At 48.6% G+C, this 18071-nt stretch carries 14 protein-coding genes; 10 read left to right on the forward strand and 4 right to left on the reverse strand.

Going from position 1 to position 18071, the window contains the following annotated elements; genetic code table 11:
- Window positions 1–178 precede the first annotated feature (178 nt).
- A complete protein-coding gene (gene uxuA / locus LVQ76_RS16665) occupies window positions 179–1372 on the reverse strand; it encodes a mannonate dehydratase (RefSeq protein ID WP_232866849.1) in 1194 nt (397 codons plus the stop codon).
- Between the two features lie 210 nt (window positions 1373–1582).
- Between uxuA and LVQ76_RS16670 the strand changes: the two genes are divergently transcribed.
- The 9 genes from LVQ76_RS16670 (at window position 1583) to yejF (ending at window position 13395) form a co-directional block, all read left to right on the forward strand.
- On the forward strand, window positions 1583–3046 hold the full coding sequence (locus LVQ76_RS16670; protein WP_232866852.1) for a mannitol dehydrogenase family protein: 1464 nt from the start codon (window positions 1583–1585) through the stop codon (window positions 3044–3046).
- 133 nt (window positions 3047–3179) lie between these two features.
- A complete protein-coding gene (locus LVQ76_RS16675; protein WP_232922087.1) occupies window positions 3180–4160 on the forward strand; it encodes a CobW family GTP-binding protein in 981 nt (326 codons plus the stop codon).
- Between the two features lie 41 nt (window positions 4161–4201).
- A complete protein-coding gene (locus tag LVQ76_RS16680; protein WP_232866858.1) occupies window positions 4202–4909 on the forward strand; it encodes a phosphatase PAP2 family protein in 708 nt (235 codons plus the stop codon).
- A gap of 421 nt (window positions 4910–5330) precedes the next feature.
- Window positions 5331–5897 carry a bifunctional murein DD-endopeptidase/murein LD-carboxypeptidase gene (mepS, locus tag LVQ76_RS16685; RefSeq protein WP_151994501.1) on the forward strand — a complete coding sequence of 189 codons (567 nt, stop codon included), beginning with the start codon at window positions 5331–5333 and terminating at the stop codon, window positions 5895–5897.
- A gap of 236 nt (window positions 5898–6133) precedes the next feature.
- Entirely contained in the window at window positions 6134–7711 is a 1578-nt protein-coding gene (pdeN, locus tag LVQ76_RS16690; RefSeq protein WP_232922088.1) for a cyclic di-3',5'-guanosine monophosphate phosphodiesterase PdeN, read from the forward strand.
- Window positions 7712–7867: 156 nt separating this feature from the next.
- Window positions 7868–9676 carry an extracellular solute-binding protein gene (locus tag LVQ76_RS16695; protein ID WP_232922089.1) on the forward strand — a complete coding sequence of 603 codons (1809 nt, stop codon included), beginning with the start codon at window positions 7868–7870 and terminating at the stop codon, window positions 9674–9676.
- An 8-nt stretch (window positions 9677–9684) separates the two neighbouring features.
- Entirely contained in the window at window positions 9685–10782 is a 1098-nt protein-coding gene (locus LVQ76_RS16700) for a microcin C ABC transporter permease YejB (RefSeq protein WP_232904379.1), read from the forward strand.
- Window positions 10779–11804: a microcin C ABC transporter permease gene (locus LVQ76_RS16705; RefSeq protein WP_232866870.1), complete on the forward strand. Its 1026-nt coding sequence runs from the start codon at window positions 10779–10781 to the stop codon at window positions 11802–11804. Before LVQ76_RS16700 ends, LVQ76_RS16705 begins: the two co-directional genes overlap by 4 nt.
- A gap of 1 nt (window position 11805) precedes the next feature.
- Window positions 11806–13395 carry a microcin C ABC transporter ATP-binding protein YejF gene (yejF, locus tag LVQ76_RS16710; protein WP_232866873.1) on the forward strand — a complete coding sequence of 530 codons (1590 nt, stop codon included), beginning with the start codon at window positions 11806–11808 and terminating at the stop codon, window positions 13393–13395.
- 16 nt (window positions 13396–13411) lie between these two features.
- On the opposite strand, the gene LVQ76_RS16715 is transcribed toward yejF, so the two are convergent.
- The 3 genes from LVQ76_RS16715 to rsuA form a co-directional block, all read right to left on the reverse strand.
- On the reverse strand, window positions 13412–13759 hold the full coding sequence (locus LVQ76_RS16715) for a YejG family protein (protein WP_232866875.1): 348 nt from the start codon (window positions 13757–13759) through the stop codon (window positions 13412–13414).
- A 345-nt stretch (window positions 13760–14104) separates the two neighbouring features.
- Window positions 14105–15301, reverse strand: coding sequence for a Bcr/CflA family multidrug efflux MFS transporter (locus tag LVQ76_RS16720; protein WP_232866878.1), 1197 nt, complete (start codon window positions 15299–15301; stop codon window positions 14105–14107).
- Window positions 15302–15315: 14 nt separating this feature from the next.
- The gene (gene rsuA, locus LVQ76_RS16725) at window positions 15316–16023 is read right to left on the reverse strand and encodes a 16S rRNA pseudouridine(516) synthase RsuA (protein WP_232922090.1); all 708 of its coding nucleotides are present in this window, start codon (window positions 16021–16023) and stop codon (window positions 15316–15318) included.
- A gap of 185 nt (window positions 16024–16208) precedes the next feature.
- Between rsuA and radD the strand changes: the two genes are divergently transcribed.
- Window positions 16209–17969 carry a DNA repair helicase RadD gene (radD, locus tag LVQ76_RS16730; protein ID WP_232922091.1) on the forward strand — a complete coding sequence of 587 codons (1761 nt, stop codon included), beginning with the start codon at window positions 16209–16211 and terminating at the stop codon, window positions 17967–17969.
- The last annotated feature ends 102 nt before the right edge of the window (window positions 17970–18071 follow it).

Genomic DNA, 18071 nt, shown 5'->3' on the forward strand with positions numbered 1-18071 from the left:
GGGGGCAGTGAGATTGATAATACCGAGAGCTTGTGAAAGTTCCATTTAAAAAGGGTCCATGTTGTGCATGAACCCTTTTTACACGAGCCACCGGATCGGTCAACTGATCCTTAAACGATCGGCATTACGCCAGAAGGCGCGTTTTTTACATCAATTTTTTACATCAATAATGTTCAGCTTACTTCAGCAAGTCAGGGAACATGGTTTGTTTCAGTGCCAGTTCCACACCGCGAACTTCCGCCAGACCTTTCAGACGACCGATCGCTGAATAACCTGGGTTAGTTTTCTTGTGCAGATCGTCAAGCATCTGGTGGCCGTGATCCGGACGCATCGGGATCGGGCGCAGATCGCCGGCGTTTTTACGACGTTGTTCTTCAGTCAGAATCGCTTTCACCACTGCAACCATGTTCACATCACCTTGCAGGTGCGCGCCTTCATGGAAGGTTTTCGGGTTATCTTCGCGGCAAGTTGCCCGCAGATGAGTAAAGTGAATGCGATCGCCGAAGGTTTCAATCATGCGTACCAGGTCGTTGTCAGCACGAACGCCGTAAGAACCGGTACACATGGTGAAGCCGTTATAAATGCTGTCGACAGTTTCTTTCAGCCATTGCATATCTTCAATAGTAGAAACGATACGCGGCAGGCCTAAGATTGGACGCGGTGGATCATCCGGGTGCACTGCCAGACGAACGCCAACTTCTTCCGCTACCGCAACAATTGCACGCAGGAAGTACGCCATGTTTTCGCGCAGCTGTTCTTTACTGATGCCGTCATATTCAGCAAGACGTGCACGGAACTGGTCAAGGGTGTAACCCTCTTCCGCACCCGGTAAACCAGCAATGATATTGCGGGTCAGTTTTTCTTTTTCAGCATCAGACATATTGTTGAAGTAGCCCAGCGCCTGGCGCTGCTCTTCTTCGCTGTAGTCAGCTTCAGCGCCTTCGCGCTTGAGGATGTGCAGCTCAAATGCTGCAAAAGCAATCTGGTCAAAACGCAGAGCGCGTGAACCATCTGGCAATTCATATTCCAGATCGGTACGTGTCCAGTCAAGAATCGGCATGAAGTTGTAGCACACGGTGTCGATGCCACATTCAGCCAGGTTACGAATGCTTTGCTGGTAGTTTGCAATATGCTTATCAAAGTCGCCCGAGTGAGTTTTAATTTCTTCGTGCACCGGAATACTTTCTACTACAGACCAGGTCAGACCTTTTTCCGCCAACACAGCCAGGCGCTCTTTGATGTCAGCAACCGGCCAGACTTCACCATTTGGGATGTGATGCAGAGCAGTAACGACACCGGTCGCGCCCGCCTGACGCACATCATCCAGAGATACCGGGTCTTTTGGGCCGTACCAACGCCATGTTTGTTCCATCGACAGTTCCTCAGTTAAGTTGTCATACCAATTCTATAATGCCGTATTGACTACTACCATACCGGATTCTCGCTTACGGTCAAATTTTGCAATGATATTGGTTGATCCAGCTCACATTAAAGGGATAAAGACAGCACACCAATTTGATTTGTTGTCATATAACTTTAGACTGCGCAATGTTACCAATTCGTTAATCAGGATTTGCATTTTATGAACACAATTGCTTCAGTCGCGTTACCTGCCGATATTCAACAGCCTAATTATGACCGCCGGGCGTTAAAAACACGCATCGTCCACTTTGGTTTTGGTGCGTTTCACCGCGCACACCAGGCGCTGCTGACCGACCGGGTACTCAATAAATTGGGGGGGGACTGGGGCATTTGTGAAATTAGTCTATTTAGCGGCGATAAACTAATGAGTGCGCTGCGTGCGCAGGACCATTTGTACACCGTACTGGAAAAAGGTCGCGAAGGTAATCAGGCGATTATTGTCGGCGCGGTTAACGAATGCCTGAATGCAAAACTCGATGGGCTGGACGCGATTATTGAGAAGTTCTGCGAACCGCAAGTGGCTATTGTCTCGCTGACTGTGACGGAAAAGGGTTATTGCATCGACCCGGCAACCGGCAGGCTCGATGGCAATAACGAGCGCATTATTCATGATCTGCAAAATCCGACCGAACCGCATTCCGCTCCCGGCATTTTGGTTGAAGCTTTGAACCGCCGCCGTGAACGCGGCCTGCGTCCGTTTACCGTGCTTTCCTGTGACAATATTCCCGATAACGGCCATGTGGTGCGTAACGCCGTGATTGGCATGGCGGAAACGCGCAGCCAGGAATTAGCCGACTGGATCCGCGAACATGTCACCTTCCCAAGCACCATGGTCGACAGAATCGTACCTGCCGCCACGCCTGAATCACTGCAAGAAATCACTGACACACTGGGTGTTGAAGACCCATGCGCGATTTCTGGCGAGCCGTTTATCCAGTGGGTCATTGAAGATAACTTTGTTGCAGGCCGCCCGGCATGGGAAGAAGTTGGCGTCGAAATGGTTGACGACGTGATGCCATGGGAACAAATGAAGTTACGCATGTTGAACGGCAGCCACTCATTCCTCGCCTATCTCGGCTATCTTGCGGGCTACCCTCATGTGAATGATTGCATGGCAGATGAGAATTTCCGCAAGGCGGCGCACCGTTTGATGATGCAGGAGCAAGCGCCCACACTGCGCGTTACGGGCGTAAATCTACAGCAGTATGCCCATAACCTGCTCGAACGTTTTGACAATCCGGCGCTGAAGCACCGCACATGGCAAATTGCGATGGACGGTAGCCAGAAACTGCCTCAACGGATGCTAGAAAGTGTGCGCTGGCATCTGCAACAAGGCGATGAGTGGCCATGCCTGGCATTAGGCGTTGCCGCCTGGATGCGCTATGTCAGCGGTATTGACGACGCGGGCAACGAAATTGATATTCGCGATCCGTTAGCTGAAAAAATTAAAACGCTGGTCGCAAACAGCCCTGTTAATGAACGCGTTAATGCCCTACTCAACCTGCATGAAATCTTTGGCAGCGACCTGCCTGCTGATGAACAATTCGTCGCGCGTATTACCGCTGCATGGAATGAGTTATGCAGCAAAGGTGCGCGAGCAACGGTCGCAGACCTGATCGATTAATTTAACAATCAATGCCTTTAAACCCGCTTCACAAGGATGTGGAGCCGTCCGGGCTTCATTTTTTGGTAATTGTTGTTCAGGATAGTGATAATTGAACATCACGTAAGGTTCACTCAACCTGTCCGGAGCACTTGTGACTAAAACCAACCTGATTACCGGTTTCCTCGGTAGCGGAAAGACCACTACCATTCTGCATTTACTTGCCAACAAGCCCGAGCATGAAAAATGGGCTGTGCTGGTCAACGAATTCGGTGAAGTCGGAATCGACGGCGCGTTATTAGCCGACAGCGGTGCTTTGCTGAAAGAAATCCCCGGCGGCTGTATGTGTTGTGTAAATGGACTGCCGATGCAGGTAGGGCTCAATACTCTACTTCGTCAGGGTAAACCTGACCGTCTACTCATTGAACCGACCGGGCTTGGTCACCCAAAACAAATCCTCGATATGTTGACCGCCGAAGTTTACCAACCCTGGATCGAACTCAACGCCACTCTGTGTCTGCTTGACCCACGCCAGTTGCTTGATGAGCGAGCAGTCAATAATGACAATTTCCGCGATCAACTTGCTGCTGCCGATATCATCATTGCAAATAAAGAAGACCGTGCCAGCGATGAAAGCCGCGCGGCTCTTAACGAGTGGTGGTTGCGTGAGGGGGCTGGGCGGGAAATGATCACCGCGCAAAATGGTCATATCGATATTAGCCTTCTTGATAAACCACGCCAAAACCTGCGCGAGATACCATCCAGTCCGGATCACAACCACAGTCATGCAGCAACACGTGGGCTAGCGGCGTTAAGTTTGCCTGAACATCAACGCTGGCGGCGCAGCATCAACAGTGGCCAGGGCTATGTGGGTTGCGGATGGATTTTTGATGCTGAGACACTATTTGACACTGTAGGTATTCTGGAATGGGCTAGACTTGCACCTGTCGACCGCGTCAAAGGTGTGCTGCGTATTGCGGAAGGTTTGGTAAGAATTAACCGTCAGGGCCATGATTTCCATATTGAAACGCAGAATATCGCACCACCTGACAGCCGCATAGAGTTAATACATAGCGGTGACGTTGACTGGAATGCGCTACAAACTTCATTGTTGAAGCTACGTTTAAGTTTGTGAGCCTACCCTTTCGTCTTTGTTAAAATATCTAATGATTTTGTATGAATAATATTCGATTCCCTCTAATCCTTGTGCTCAATGCACTTGGGTTAGCACTTTTTTTTAGTTGGTACCTGCCTGAAGGGCACGGTTTTTGGTTTACCCTGGACTCCGGGATCTTCCATTTCTTTAACCGCGAGCTGGTTAAGAGTCACGCCTTCCTGGTGTTTGTTGCCGTGACCAATAATCGGGTGTTCGATGGCATTTCACTATTAGCAATGGGTTTACTGTTTTTCTGTTACTGGCGCAAAGAGTCAGCGACAGGCCGCCGACGCATGTTCATCATGGGTATTGTGATGTTATTTTGCGCAATTATTATCAATCAACTTGGCCATTTGATTCCCGAATCTCACGTCAGCCCAACGCTCTATTTCACGGATATTCACCGTGTCAGCGAATTGCTGCATTTCCCAACTAAAGATGCGTCTAAGGACAGTTTCCCTGGTGATCATGGATTAATGCTGCTGATTTTCACCGGCTTCATGCTGCGATATTTCGGTAAAAAAGCGTTTGCTATTGCTGTAGTTATTTTCCTGATTTTCATCATGCCGCGCATGATGATCGGCGCACATTGGTTCACTGATATCTTTGTCGGCTCGTTATCTATTGCTCTCGTTGGTTTGCCCTGGGTTCTATTAACCCCATTAAGCGATGGGTTAATTAATCTCCTGGATCGTTATTTACCCGGCAAAAAAAGAACAATTCAATAACAACAAATAAACATTATTTTCAGCAATCATCAGAAACCAGAAATGATTGCTGTCTGTTTTTTAGTCACTCACATAGGGCGGCTAATATTTAACCTGCCATCTTCATTAGATAAATGAAGTACCTGCACAGATAAGCAACAGTTCTGGTTAACAACTATGCAATATTACTTTTTACCTTTTAACATCACAATTTCTTATAAAATTTCAGAGAAAACCGCTCGCCATGCCTGATTTGATGAGGTAACCTCGAATACGTTTTGCGCTGAAGCCCAATTCATTTGTTATGTGAATAATTTTGTGCGACAAACCACAGTTTTGTTCATTAGCATTTGTCTCATGGCGCGCAGGTAATTAGTCTCGTCACGTTGGTATTTTGTATAACGATATTTATCGTAAAGGACATCAAGGGATAACAAACATAATGGTCAAGTCTCAGCCTATTTTGAGATATATCTTGCGGGTAATTCCCGCCGTTGCTGTGGCAGTATTGCTGTCAGCATGTAGTTCGACAAACACCGCAAATATGCATTCTGAGACGCATGCAGTCGGCAATAAAGATGGTTTTTTACTGCAAGCTTCTCAGGATGAATTCGAAGAGATGGTCCGTAATGTAGATGTGAAATCACGTCTTATGGATCAATATGCAAGTTGGAAAGGCGTTCGTTATCGCCTCGGTGGCAGTAATAGAAGCGGCATTGATTGTTCTGCATTTGTGCAGCGCACATTCCGTGAACAATTTGGTTTAGAGTTGCCTCGTTCAACTTCTGAACAGCAGGATTCAGGTAAATCGATTTCACGTAGTAAATTACGTACTGGCGATTTAGTTCTGTTCCGTGCGGGTTCAACGGGTCGACATGTTGGAATCTATATCGGTAACAACCAGTTTGTACATGCTTCCACCAGCAGTGGTGTGACGATTTCAAGCATGGATGAGCCTTACTGGAAAAAGCGTTACAACGAAGCGCGACGTGTATTGAGCCGCAGTTAATGCGCACCTTGCAGACAGTTACTCCCTTGGCTGTTCTGCAAGACAACAATATGACGAGACAAAACAACGCTGCTTATGCAGCGTTTTTTATTGCCTAAAATTCATCCAGTTAAATAATTCTAAAATGATGATGGTTTTCGTTCGAAACTTTATGACGCATTGATCGTTTTTGCGTTATAGTCCAAAAAAACGCAAATAAACAATCAGTCTCTTGCGCCTGCAGGAACCATTCATACATGTTTTCTAAAAATATTTTCTCACGTTACTTTACCTCTGTCCGGCAAATAGCCGCCTTCAGTATTTTGGCCGGCGTGCTTGCCGCGCTATTGATTGGCGGAATAACTAGCCTGACATTGCACAGCAAGCGTGAAGCCAGCTACGACACACTAACTGAAGATATGCGTGAATATCTCAGCACCTTTTTCCAGGACCTCCAGTCGACTATCAGCGGCATTCAACCGTTAACCCTTTCAGACTGCCATCAAGTCTCCGGCGAATTAACGTCGCGCGCAGCCTTTAACGCTAACGTTCGCGCCTTTGTATTAGTTCGTAACGGCAATGCCTACTGTTCCTCGGCTACAGGCAGCATGTTGATGGAGATGCGTCAGCTTTCCCCGGATATCGATATCAATAAAAATATCGATTTGGTTATCATGCTCGGTACCCCAATGATGCCCGGTAAGCCGACTATTGCCGCATGGTTTAAAAATCCGGTAATTGAGGGGCGTGGGGTTTTCGCCACCCTGAACGTAAATCTTACACCGTATCTATTGTTCACTACTCGCCAGAGCGACATGGTGTCGATGGCGATCATCGCTGGCGATAAAGCGCTAACCACAATATCCAGCAATGTGATGAATGCTGCGAGCCTACCGAAGCATCCTACGCGCGTGATAGCCATGGAAGACTTTCCCATCAAGATAGCGTTGTATGGCAAAACCTGGCCTGTAGAAGACATTCAAATCTCGATTCTGACCGGGCTCGTATTCGGGATCTTGGGTGGTGCGCTATGCGCCTATTTCCTGACGGTGCGTCTACGTTCCGGTAAAGAGATTTTGATGGGGATTAAACGCGGGCAATTTTATGTTGTATATCAGCCGGTAGTTGATGCCAAAGAGTTAAAAATGTCAGGCGTAGAAGTATTGATGCGCTGGAACCACCCAATTGCAGGGCCTATTCCTCCCGATGCATTTATTGCATTCGCCGAAGCACAGCAATTGATCGTTCCCCTCACCCGCCATTTGTTTGAATTGATTGCACGCGATGCCAAAAAGCTCCAGCACATCTTACCGGCTGGTGCGCGCCTCGGCGTTAATCTGGCTCCTAGCCATTTACACTCACCAACCTTTAAAGAAGATATTCAAGCCTTTGCCGCCTCATTGCCCCTTCATCATTTCCAGTTAATTTTCGAAATCACTGAACGAGATATGGTGAAAGAAAATGAAGCCAGCTGCCTGTTTACATGGATGAATGAGCAAGGATTTCAAACTGCAGTCGATGATTTTGGCACGGGGCACAGCGCACTTATCTATCTTGAACGCTTTAAGCTGGATTATCTGAAGATCGATCGCGGCTTTGTTAATTCTATAGGTTTAGAAACTGTAACATCCCCAGTACTTGATGCCGTATTAACCCTTGCTCGCAAGCTAAGCATGACGACAGTTGCAGAAGGTGTGGAAACACCTGAGCAAGCCAAATGGTTAATCGACCGAGGGGTGAATTATTTACAAGGTTATTATTTCGCCCGCCCACTCACTCTTGAGCAATTGCAGTCATGGGGCGGTCAGCAAAAAACCTACGATGAGCTTGTTTGAGCCTAGCCAACACCAATGCTGCTTGAAGTATGGCAGCTATAACTTATGATTTATCATCATGGCGTTATAACGCGGCGGGGCGTTGCCTGGACACTGATATTGTTTCGGGATGAAACAATTAGGTAAGCTCCTCCCCAACAAGGATTGATCTATACGATGTTTGCCCGCATTCTCACCCTGCTGAGCCTTTGCCTGATTGCAGCCCCAGGCCTTGCTGAAAACATCAAGGAAAGCTACTCCTTTGCCGTTTTAGGGGAACCGAAATACGCCATCAACTTCACTCATTTTGATTATGTTAACCCTGCGGCTCCGAAAGGCGGGGATATCACGCTATCAGCCATTGGCACCTTTGATAACTTCAACCGCTATGCTCTGCGCGGCAATCCTGGTGTAAGCACCGAAACCCTATATGACACGCTTTTTACCAACTCGGATGATGAGCCGGGAAGCTACTACCCTCTGGTCGCTGAGATGGCGCGCTACCCTGATAACTTTGCGTGGGCTGAAATCGAAATTAATCCGCAGGCGCGCTTTCATGATGGGACGCCCATAAAAGCCAGCGATGTCGCCTTTACCTTCAATAAATTTATGACCGAAGGTGTACCGCAATTTCGTCTGGTTTATAAGGGTGCAAAAGTGCGGGCTATTGCCCCTTTAACGGTGCGCATTGAACTGGCAACACCCAGTAAAGAACGAATGTTAGGTTTGTTCTCATTACCCGTGTTCCCTGAAAAATTCTGGAAGAATCATAAACTCAGCGATCCTCTGTCTGCTCCCCCTCTGGCAAGTGGCCCTTACAAAATAACGGCCTGGCGTATGGGGCAATACATCACCTACTCACGTGTCAGGGATTACTGGGCTGCCAATTTGCCAGTTAACCGCGGGCGCTGGAATTTTGACTCCATTCGGTACGACTATTACCTCGACGACAACGTCGCTTTCGAAGCTTTCAAAGCCGGTGCGTTCGATTTTCGTAACGAAGTTTCAGCCAAAAACTGGGCCACGCGCTACACAGGAAAGAATTTTGCTAACCATTTCATCGTAAAAGAAGAACAACCCAATGATGCTGCTCAGGATGCACGCTGGCTGGCATTTAACATTCAGCGCCCAATTTTTGAAGACCGGAAAGTACGCGAAGCGATTGGCCTGGCCTTTGATTTTGAGTGGATGAACAAAGCGCTTTTCTATGGCGCTTACAGCCGGGCAAACAGTTATTTCCAGAATACAGAATATGCCGCTCGTGATTACCCACATGCGGATGAGCTCATCCTCCTGGCGCCCATGAAAAAGGATTTACCGCCAGAAGTATTCACCAGCATCTACAACCCGCCAAAATCGAACGGCAATGGTTTTGACCGAGAAAACCTGCTCAAAGCCATGACGTTGTTAAAAGAGGCTGGATGGGAGCTGAAAGACCAGAAACTCATCAATGTTAAAACAGGTAAACCCTTCACCTTCGAATTGCTGATAGGGGCTACCGGTAATACACAATGGGTTTTGCCGTTCCAGCATAATTTACAGCGGCTGGGGATCACGATGGAAATTCGCCAGGTCGACAACTCGCAACTGACTAACCGCATGCGCAAGAGGGACTACGATATGATCCCAACGCTTTATAGCGCCATGCCATATCCCAGTGCTGACGTGCAAATCGCATGGGCTTCGGAATACGTTGATTCCACATATAACGCCCCCGGAGTGAAAAGCCCGGTGGTTGACGAACTGATTTCTCAGATTGTGGCTAATCAAGGCGATAAACAAAAGCTGCTTCCCTTAGGCAGGGCTCTGGATCGCGTACTGACATGGAATTACTACATGATCCCGATGTGGTACATGGCCGCAGATCGTTTCGCCTGGTGGAACAAGTTTTCAAAGCCGGCTATTCATCCGTTATACGCAACCGGGTTTGATACCTGGTGGTACGACGTCAATAAAGCCGCACAATTACCAGCCAACAGGCGTTAAGGGAATATATGGGAAGTTATCTGTTACGTCGCTTGTTGCTGATAATCCCCACGTTGTGGGCAATTATCACCATCAATTTTTTCATCGTACAGATAGCACCTGGCGGCCCTGTAGATCAGGCTATTGCAGCAATTCAGTTTGGCCATGGTTCGGGTATGCCGGGTATGAGCACTGACACTATGGGCAGCGGCCATGCGCGTGTTGGCGTGGGTAACGTTGGTGACAGCCAGTACCGAGGAGCGCGCGGTCTCGACCCGGAAGTGATTGCTGAAATCACTCATCGCTATGGTTTTGATAAACCGATCCATGAACGCTACTTCAAAATGCTTGGCGATTATTTGCGTTTTGACTTCGGTGACAGCCTGTTTCGCAGCGCATCCGTTATCCATCTGATTAAAGAAAGCCTGCCGGTTTCTATCTCAATTGGCCTATGGAGCACTCTGATTATCTATATCGTGTCGATCCCACTCGGCATACGAAAAGCCGTCAGCAATGGCAGCAGTTTTGATATCTGGAGTAGCACTTTTATTATCATTGGCTACGCCATTCCCGCATTCTTATTCGCAATTTTGCTGATTGTATTGTTTGCCGGTGGCAGTTATCTGGACTGGTTCCCACTACGCGGGTTGGTGTCGACCAATTTCGATACCTTACCGTGGTACGGGAAAATTATTGACTACCTCTGGCACATCACCTTGCCGGTGCTGGCAACAGTAGTCGGTGGCTTTGCGACCTTAACCATGCTGACGAAGAACTCGTTTCTTGATGAAATTCGTAAACAATATGTGGTTACAGCCCGCGCCAAAGGGCTGAGTGAAAAGAAAATCCTCTATCGCCATGTGTTCCGCAACGCCATGCTATTAGTGATTGCCGGTTTTCCTGCCACGTTCATCAGTATGTTTTTTACCGGTTCACTGCTAATCGAAGTGATGTTCTCGCTAAATGGCCTGGGTTTATTGGGCTATGACTCAACCATCTCACGCGATTACCCGGTAATGTTCGGCACGCTGTACATATTTACGCTCATTGGTTTGCTACTGAATATTTTGAGCGACATCACTTACACGCTGGTCGATCCGCGTATTGATTTTGAGGGGCGTGGATGAGCCGTTTAAGTCCTGTGACTCAGGCCCGTTGGGCTCGGTTTTGTCAAAATAAACGCGGCTACTGGTCGTTGTGGATATTCGCTGTTCTGTTTGTGCTTAGTCTCGGTTCAGAGCTTATTGCTAACGATCGTCCATTGGTCGTTCACTACCAGGAACGTCTCTATTTCCCATTTATTGCCAATTATAGTGAAAGTGATTTCGGCGGGCCTCTAGCAACCCCTGCTGATTATCAGGACCCGTGGCTTGCAGAACGTCTGAACCAAAAAGGTTGGGTAATCTGGGCACCGATTCGCTTTGGCTCTAGTGCCATTAACTTTGCTACCACTGTTCCCTTCCCTTCCCCGCCAAGTTCCCAAAACTGGCTAGGGACTGACGCCAACGGTGGCGATGTACTGGCACGCATTCTCTACGGCACGCGCATTTCCATTCTTTTCGGCCTGATGCTGACACTCTTTTCCAGCGTGATTGGGATAGTTGCTGGTGCGGTTCAGGGCTATTACGGCGGGCGAGTAGATTTATGGGGGCAGAGATTTATCGAAGTGTGGTCCGGAATGCCGACACTGTTCCTGATAATCCTGCTTTCAAGCGTCATCCAGCCTAATTTCTGGTGGCTGTTGGGGATTACGGTGCTGTTTGGCTGGATGAGTCTGGTGGGAGTGGTTCGTGCAGAGTTTCTGCGCACCCGGAACTTCGATTATATTCGCGCGGCACAGGCAATGGGTGTTAGCGACAGGTCGATAATCACACGCCATATGCTGCCCAACGCCATGGTCGCCACCCTGACTTTCTTACCGTTTATTCTTTGCGGTTCGATTACCACACTCACCTCACTGGATTTCCTGGGCTTTGGTTTGCCACTTGGTTCACCATCACTGGGTGAACTGTTGCTGCAAGGCAAAAATAATCTTCAGGCTCCGTGGCTTGGCATCACCGCATTTCTCTCGCTGGCACTATTGCTGACGTTACTTATTTTTATCGGCGAAGCAGTGCGCGACGCCTTCGATCCGAGCAAGGCGCACTGATATGACGACTCCACTGCTGTCCATAAAGAATTTATCCGTGGCTTTCCGAAGCGGCGACACCATTGCGCAAGTTGTGGACGATTTATCGCTCGAGGTGAATGCCGGTGAAACACTCGCGTTAGTCGGTGAATCAGGCTCAGGGAAAAGCGTCACGGCGTTATCGGTGCTGCGTCTGTTACCGGCGCCGCCAGTTGTTTATCCGTCGGGTGAGATCTTCTTTAAAGGGCAGGAGTTATTACATGCTCCTGAACGCACACTTCGAAGCGTACGTGGCAACAAAATCGCCATGATTTTTCAAGAGCCGATGGTTTCACTAAACCCGCTGCACAATATTGAAAAGCAGCTTTATGAAGTGTTATCGCTGCATCGTGGAATGCGCCGTGAAGCCGCTCGTGCTGAAATGCTTACGTGCCTGGACCGGGTTGGCATTCGTAATGCGGCAAATCGCTTAACTGATTTCCCCCACCAGCTTTCTGGTGGCGAGCGCCAGCGCGTGATGATTGCCATGGCGCTGCTGACTCGCCCAGAATTACTTATTGCCGACGAGCCGACAACTGCTCTGGATGTCACGGTGCAGGCGCAAATTCTGCAATTACTCAAAGAGCTCAAACAAGAGCTGAATATGGGGTTGTTGTTCATTACCCATAACCTGAATATCGTCAAAAAGCTGGCGGATAACGTTGCTGTCATGCGCAACGGTAAATGTGTTGAACAAAACTCCGCAACTAAACTGTTATCTGCACCGCAGCATCCTTACACGCAACAACTGCTGGACGCCGAGCCCACGGGTAGCCCACGTCCCGTAGATGAGAGCAGCAAGCCGCTATTGACCGTTCAAGGATTGCAGGTCGCCTTCCCTATTCGCCGCGGGTTGCTTAAGAAAACCATCGGTTATAACTATGGAATAAAAGACCTAAGTTTTACGCTGCGTGCCGGTGAAAGCATCGGTCTGGTTGGGGAGTCAGGATCAGGTAAAAGTACCACTGGGCTTGCGTTGCTACGCCTAATTAATTCCAACGGTGAGATATGGTTTGATGGCAAGCCACTGCATGAGCTTAATCGCAAAAAGCTGCTACCACTGCGTCGACGTATTCAGGTCGTTTTCCAGGATCCAAATTCATCGTTGAACCCACGTCTGGATGTTTTGCAGATAATTGAAGAAGGTTTACGCGTGCATCAGCCTGCGTTAACTGCGGCAGAACGTGAGCAAAAAGTCATCGTGGCAATGCAGGAGGTGGGGTTAGATCCGCAAACAATGCATCGTTATACGGCAGAATTTTCTGGCGGACAAAGACAGCGTATCGCCATTGCCAGAGCGCTGATTTTACAACCTGAGCTAATCATTCTTGATGAACCGACCTCTTCGCTCGACCGCTCCGTACAAGCACAAATACTCGCGTTGCTGAAGTCGTTACAAGAAAAGCATCAGTTGGCCTACATTTTTATCAGCCATGACTTGCGAGTAGTGAAATCATTATGCCACCAGGTAGTGGTACTGAGGCAGGGAGAAGTGGTTGAGCAAGGAGCATGCCAGCAAATTTTTGCAGCACCTCAGGCGGAATACACACGCCAGTTACTCGCGCTTGCTTGATTTGCAAGCTTAAGAATCAAAAGGGATTCGTGCTGGAGAAAGATTCAGCAATAGCCACGCCGAAGTTCTTAAGTCTGCACGTTGCAGTTTGCTCATCCTGACGGTTAACAAACAGGCATGGCTGACCTTCACATTCCACGACGGCAGAATCCACTTCGATATCTCTCAGCGCCAGGCTTAGTTTGTGCATCGTCGGCCAGGCTGAATCACTATTGTTGTCGCTAAGCAATTTCAGGCCAATCAGACAATTTTCAGCGTTCTGACCATTTTGCGGAATCGGTTCAACTCTGGAACCTGCAAAACCCGCCAACCAACGATATTTATGCGGTAAGCGATGAACAATGGAAAGCTGTAACGTATTCACTGTGGTGTCCCCAAAAAATCCAAAAATATTTCACAAACAGTTTACATAAAGGTTAACACAATGTTGATGCTTTGTGTGTAAACAACCTGGAAACCGCTTACATCCGTTGTAATTATTTGTCTACCATTTCATATTTAACGTTTTATTTTTGTGGTGCCGCACACATTTCGGCGCTATATGTAACGCTTTCTGCGATGTAACTCAACCTTTTTAACTACAAGAATGTGACTTTTTATTGTTGATACGTTTACATTTGAGAAACAAATTGTAGACGCTAATGGGGGATTTTCGTTGATTTGGATTAAAGAACGGGCATCTGGCGATACCCGTTTACATACTTTAGGATTATTTAGTGGCTAATCGAGGGCGACTTGCGTAGAGATAAAACACAATAGAGCATGTAGCACACACCGCGATCGACCAAATCATTGGCCATGCTGAATTAAACGTCGCAAAAGATAGCAGCGCGCCGGTTAATGCGCCGATACCAAAACGAAACGTGCCAGCCAGCGAAGAAGCTGTTCCCGCCATATGTGGAAACTCATCAAGAATTACCGCCATCGCGTTTGACGACACCATTGAAACGCACCCAACAAACGCCGCTACGCCCAACACCATCGACCAAAAACCGAACCCCAGCATCGTACTAAGTACCAGCCAGATAGCCATAGCAAACTGGACAAACAACCCAAAGCGGAACATTGCCAGCGGGCCGAAACGACGTACGAAGCGGCTATTAATTAGCGTCATCACAATCAAGAACAAGATGTTAAGCGCGAAGTAGTAACCAAAATGCTGTGGCGCAACGTGATTGAGTTCAATATAAACAAATGGGCCAGCACTCAAAAATGAGAACATTGCTGCAAAGCTAAAACCGCTCGCCAACATATAGCTCAACACACGCTTATGACGGAACAACGTCGCGAAGTTACCTATCGTTGTACGTAAATGAAATTTCTGCCGACGTTCTACGGGTAGCGTTTCGTGGATCAGGAAGAAAATCATCGCTGATGCCAGTAGTGCCGCCAGTGCCAGGATCCAGAAGATTGCATGCCAGCTAAACCATACCAGCACTGCCCCACCGACCATCGGTGCTACAAGTGGTGCAATAGTGGTTATCAGCATGACGAACGACATCATGCGCGAGAACTCTTCTTTTGGATAAATATCACGCATCAGGGCGTTAATCACCACGCTTGCCGCAGCAGCAGAAAGACCATGCAGAAAACGCATTGCAATCAGGTGATCAATCGTTTGTGAGAGCGCGCAAGCAATTGCCGCCGCAGCAAAGACAAGCGTACCACCCAGCACCACTGGCTTACGGCCAATGCTGTCTGCCATCGGACCATAAAATAGCTGCCCAATAGCAAAGCCAAGAATATAGGTACTTAACGTCATTTGTGCGCTGCCCGCTGGCACGCCAAATTCCGAGGCGATAACCGGCAGGGCCGGTAAATACATATCTATTGATAACGGCATTAACATGGCCAGCAGGCCAAGTATCACCACAATACCAATTGACGAGTTTTGCTTACTGCTCAAGCTTCCTCCTGGAATTAACGTGGCGGCATGCCAACGCTGGCAACTTCTTCTTCGGTTAATGTGCGGTATTCGCCGGGTGCGAGATCTGCATCCATAGCAATTGCGCCAATGCGTTCACGATGCAAGCCAACCACATGGTTGCCTACCGCCGCAAACATCCGTTTTACCTGGTGGTAACGGCCTTCGCTGATGGTCAAACGCACTTCAAGCGGAGTAATCACTTCAAGTGTGGCTGGCAGTGTCAGATCTTTTTCATTATGCAGTTGAACGCCAGCTGCAAATTGTTCTGCTGTGTCATCGGAGATCGGATTCTCAAGTGTCACCAGATAGGTTTTCTCACAATGATGACGCGGAGAAGTAATGCGGTGCGACCACTGACCATCATCGGTCATCAATACCAGACCGGTAGTGTCGATATCCAGACGCCCTGCTGCATGCAGTTTGTGCGCCATTGGCTCATCAAGGAAATAGAGCACGGTTGGATGATCCGGGTCTTCTGTCGAACAAACATAACCCTGCGGCTTATTAAGCATAAAGTAGCGAGGGCCGACTTGCTGTGTCAGCGAGCGACCATCAAACTCAACCTGGTGCTCAGGGTTCAGCTTAAAAGAGGCGTCACGCACCACTTCACCGTCAATCGTGACACGGCTTGCGCGGATTTCACGGCCAGAGATAGCACGGCTCACACCGAGCTGCTGAGAGATAAATTTATCGAGTCGCATTAAATATTGCCTGTTTCTAAGAGGTACCAGTACAAAACAGCTGGCCGGGCATCAGCCCGTTTATATGGGTAAAATTCGTTTGCCTGTTAATTAGTTTGCCAGTATAGCCGGATAGAAAAGTCTCTCAAGCTAAAACCCTGTTTCATGGCATAATCGCCGCTGATGTTTCACAGACCTGATCAATAATGTCCTTTACCTTACGCCCCTACCAACAAGAAGCAGTAGACGCCACGCTGCACTATTTCCGTAAAAACATCACCCCTGCGGTGATTGTGCTGCCTACGGGCGCGGGAAAAAGTCTGGTGATTGCCGAACTTGCCCGTGTGGCGCGAGGACGAGTGTTAGTACTTGCACACGTTAAAGAGCTGGTCGCGCAAAACCATGCAAAATATTGCGCGCTTGGCCTGGAAGCCGATATTTTCGCTGCCGGTCTACAACGCAAAGAGAGCAATGGCAAAGTTGTTTTCGGTAGCGTCCAGTCTGTAGCCCGCAATCTTGAGCAATTCCACGGCGAGTTTTCGTTGCTGATTGTCGATGAATGCCACCGCATTGGTGATTCTGACGATAGCCAATATCAGCAAATTCTCGCCCATTTACGCACCGCGAACCCTAAACTGCGTCTGCTTGGCCTCACCGCAACACCCTATCGGCTGGGGAAAGGCTGGATCTACCATTTTCACTATCACGGCATGGTTCGTGGCAATGAAAACGCCCTGTTCCGCGACTGCATTTACGAATTACCGCTGCGTTACATGATTAAGCACGGCTATTTAACACCACCTGAGCGGCTGGATATGCCGGTGGTACAGTACGACTTCAGCCGTTTGCAGGCGCAATCGAACGGTTTATTTAGCGAAGCTGATCTTAACCGTGAACTGAAACAACAAAAGCGCATCACCCCGCATATCATCAGCCAGATTGTTGAGTTTGCCGCCGACAGGCGCGGCGTGATGGTTTTTGCCGCAACAGTCGAGCACGCAAAAGAAGTAACAGCACTGCTGCCCGCAAATGATGCGGCACTGATTACTGCCGACACTCCTGGGCCCGCACGCGATACATTAATAGAGGCGTTTAAAAACCAGCAATTCCGTTTCCTGGTTAACGTTTCCGTGCTCACCACCGGCTTTGACGCACCGCATGTCGATTTGATCGCTATTTTGCGCCCGACAGAGTCTGTCAGCCTTTATCAACAAATTGTTGGTCGTGGTTTGCGCCTGGCTCCCGGTAAAAAAGATTGCTTGATACTGGATTACGCTGGAAATCCCCATGACCTGTTCACGCCCGAAGTCGGCGCGGCGAAAGGCAAAAGCAACAATGTGCCCGTGCAGGTTTTCTGCCCTTCATGCGGTTTTGCCAACACCTTTTGGGGCAAGACCACCAGCGACGGCAAGTTAATTGAACACTTTGGCCGCCGCTGCCAGGGCTGGTTTGAAGATAACGACGGCACACGCGAACAATGTGATTACCGCTTCCGTTTCAAAAATTGTCCGCAATGTAATGCAGAGAACGATATTGCCGCTCGTCGCTGCCATCAGTGTGACCATGTTCTGGTCGATCCCGACGATATGTTAAAAGCCGCACTGAAATTGAAAGATGCACTGGTGCTGCGCTGTGGCGGAATGACGCTGCAACACGGCGGCGACGAAAAAGGTGACTGGCTAAAGATTACCTATTTTGATGAAGATGGCGCAGATGTCAGTGAGCGCTTCCGCCTGCAAACACCCGCCCAACGTATGGCTTTCGAGCAGCTATTTATTCGGCCACACAGCCGTGCACCAGGCGTGCCGCTACGTTGGATAAACGCCGCTGATGTTGTGGCTCAGCAATCAGCACTTCGCCACCCGGATTTTGTCGTCGCACGCAAGAACGGCAACTTCTGGAATGTGCGGGAAAAGGTATTTGATTATGAAGGACGCTTCCGCCGGGCAAATGAATTACGTGGCTAAAGGTTCTTTTAATTGCTGATGTCGCGTGGAATGGCTATAATGCGCCCGCTTTTGCATCCGCAAAGCAGATCACTTACCTGTTGCTGGGTCGCCTGTAACAGG

It is taken from the genome of Buttiauxella cochleicola (assembly GCF_021283185.1).
Classification (GTDB): Bacteria; Pseudomonadota; Gammaproteobacteria; order Enterobacterales; family Enterobacteriaceae; genus Buttiauxella; species Buttiauxella massiliensis.

Bases quoted from the DNA above. Each gene is read 5' to 3' on its own strand.
- radD (WP_232922091.1), top strand. From the start codon at position 16,209: ATGTCCTTTACCTTACGCCCCTACCAACAAGAAGCAGTAGACGCCACG.
- LVQ76_RS16705 (WP_232866870.1), top strand. From the start codon at position 10,779: ATGAGCCGTTTAAGTCCTGTGACTCAGGCCCGTTGGGCTCGGTTTTGT.
- pdeN (WP_232922088.1), top strand. From the start codon at position 6,134: ATGTTTTCTAAAAATATTTTCTCACGTTACTTTACCTCTGTCCGGCAA.
- uxuA (WP_232866849.1), bottom strand. From the start codon at position 1,372: ATGGAACAAACATGGCGTTGGTACGGCCCAAAAGACCCGGTATCTCTG.
- LVQ76_RS16680 (WP_232866858.1), top strand. From the start codon at position 4,202: ATGAATAATATTCGATTCCCTCTAATCCTTGTGCTCAATGCACTTGGG.
- yejF (WP_232866873.1), top strand. From the start codon at position 11,806: ATGACGACTCCACTGCTGTCCATAAAGAATTTATCCGTGGCTTTCCGA.
- rsuA (WP_232922090.1), bottom strand. From the start codon at position 16,023: ATGCGACTCGATAAATTTATCTCTCAGCAGCTCGGTGTGAGCCGTGCT.
- LVQ76_RS16695 (WP_232922089.1), top strand. From the start codon at position 7,868: ATGTTTGCCCGCATTCTCACCCTGCTGAGCCTTTGCCTGATTGCAGCC.
- LVQ76_RS16670 (WP_232866852.1), top strand. From the start codon at position 1,583: ATGAACACAATTGCTTCAGTCGCGTTACCTGCCGATATTCAACAGCCT.
- LVQ76_RS16700 (WP_232904379.1), top strand. From the start codon at position 9,685: ATGGGAAGTTATCTGTTACGTCGCTTGTTGCTGATAATCCCCACGTTG.
- mepS (WP_151994501.1), top strand. From the start codon at position 5,331: ATGGTCAAGTCTCAGCCTATTTTGAGATATATCTTGCGGGTAATTCCC.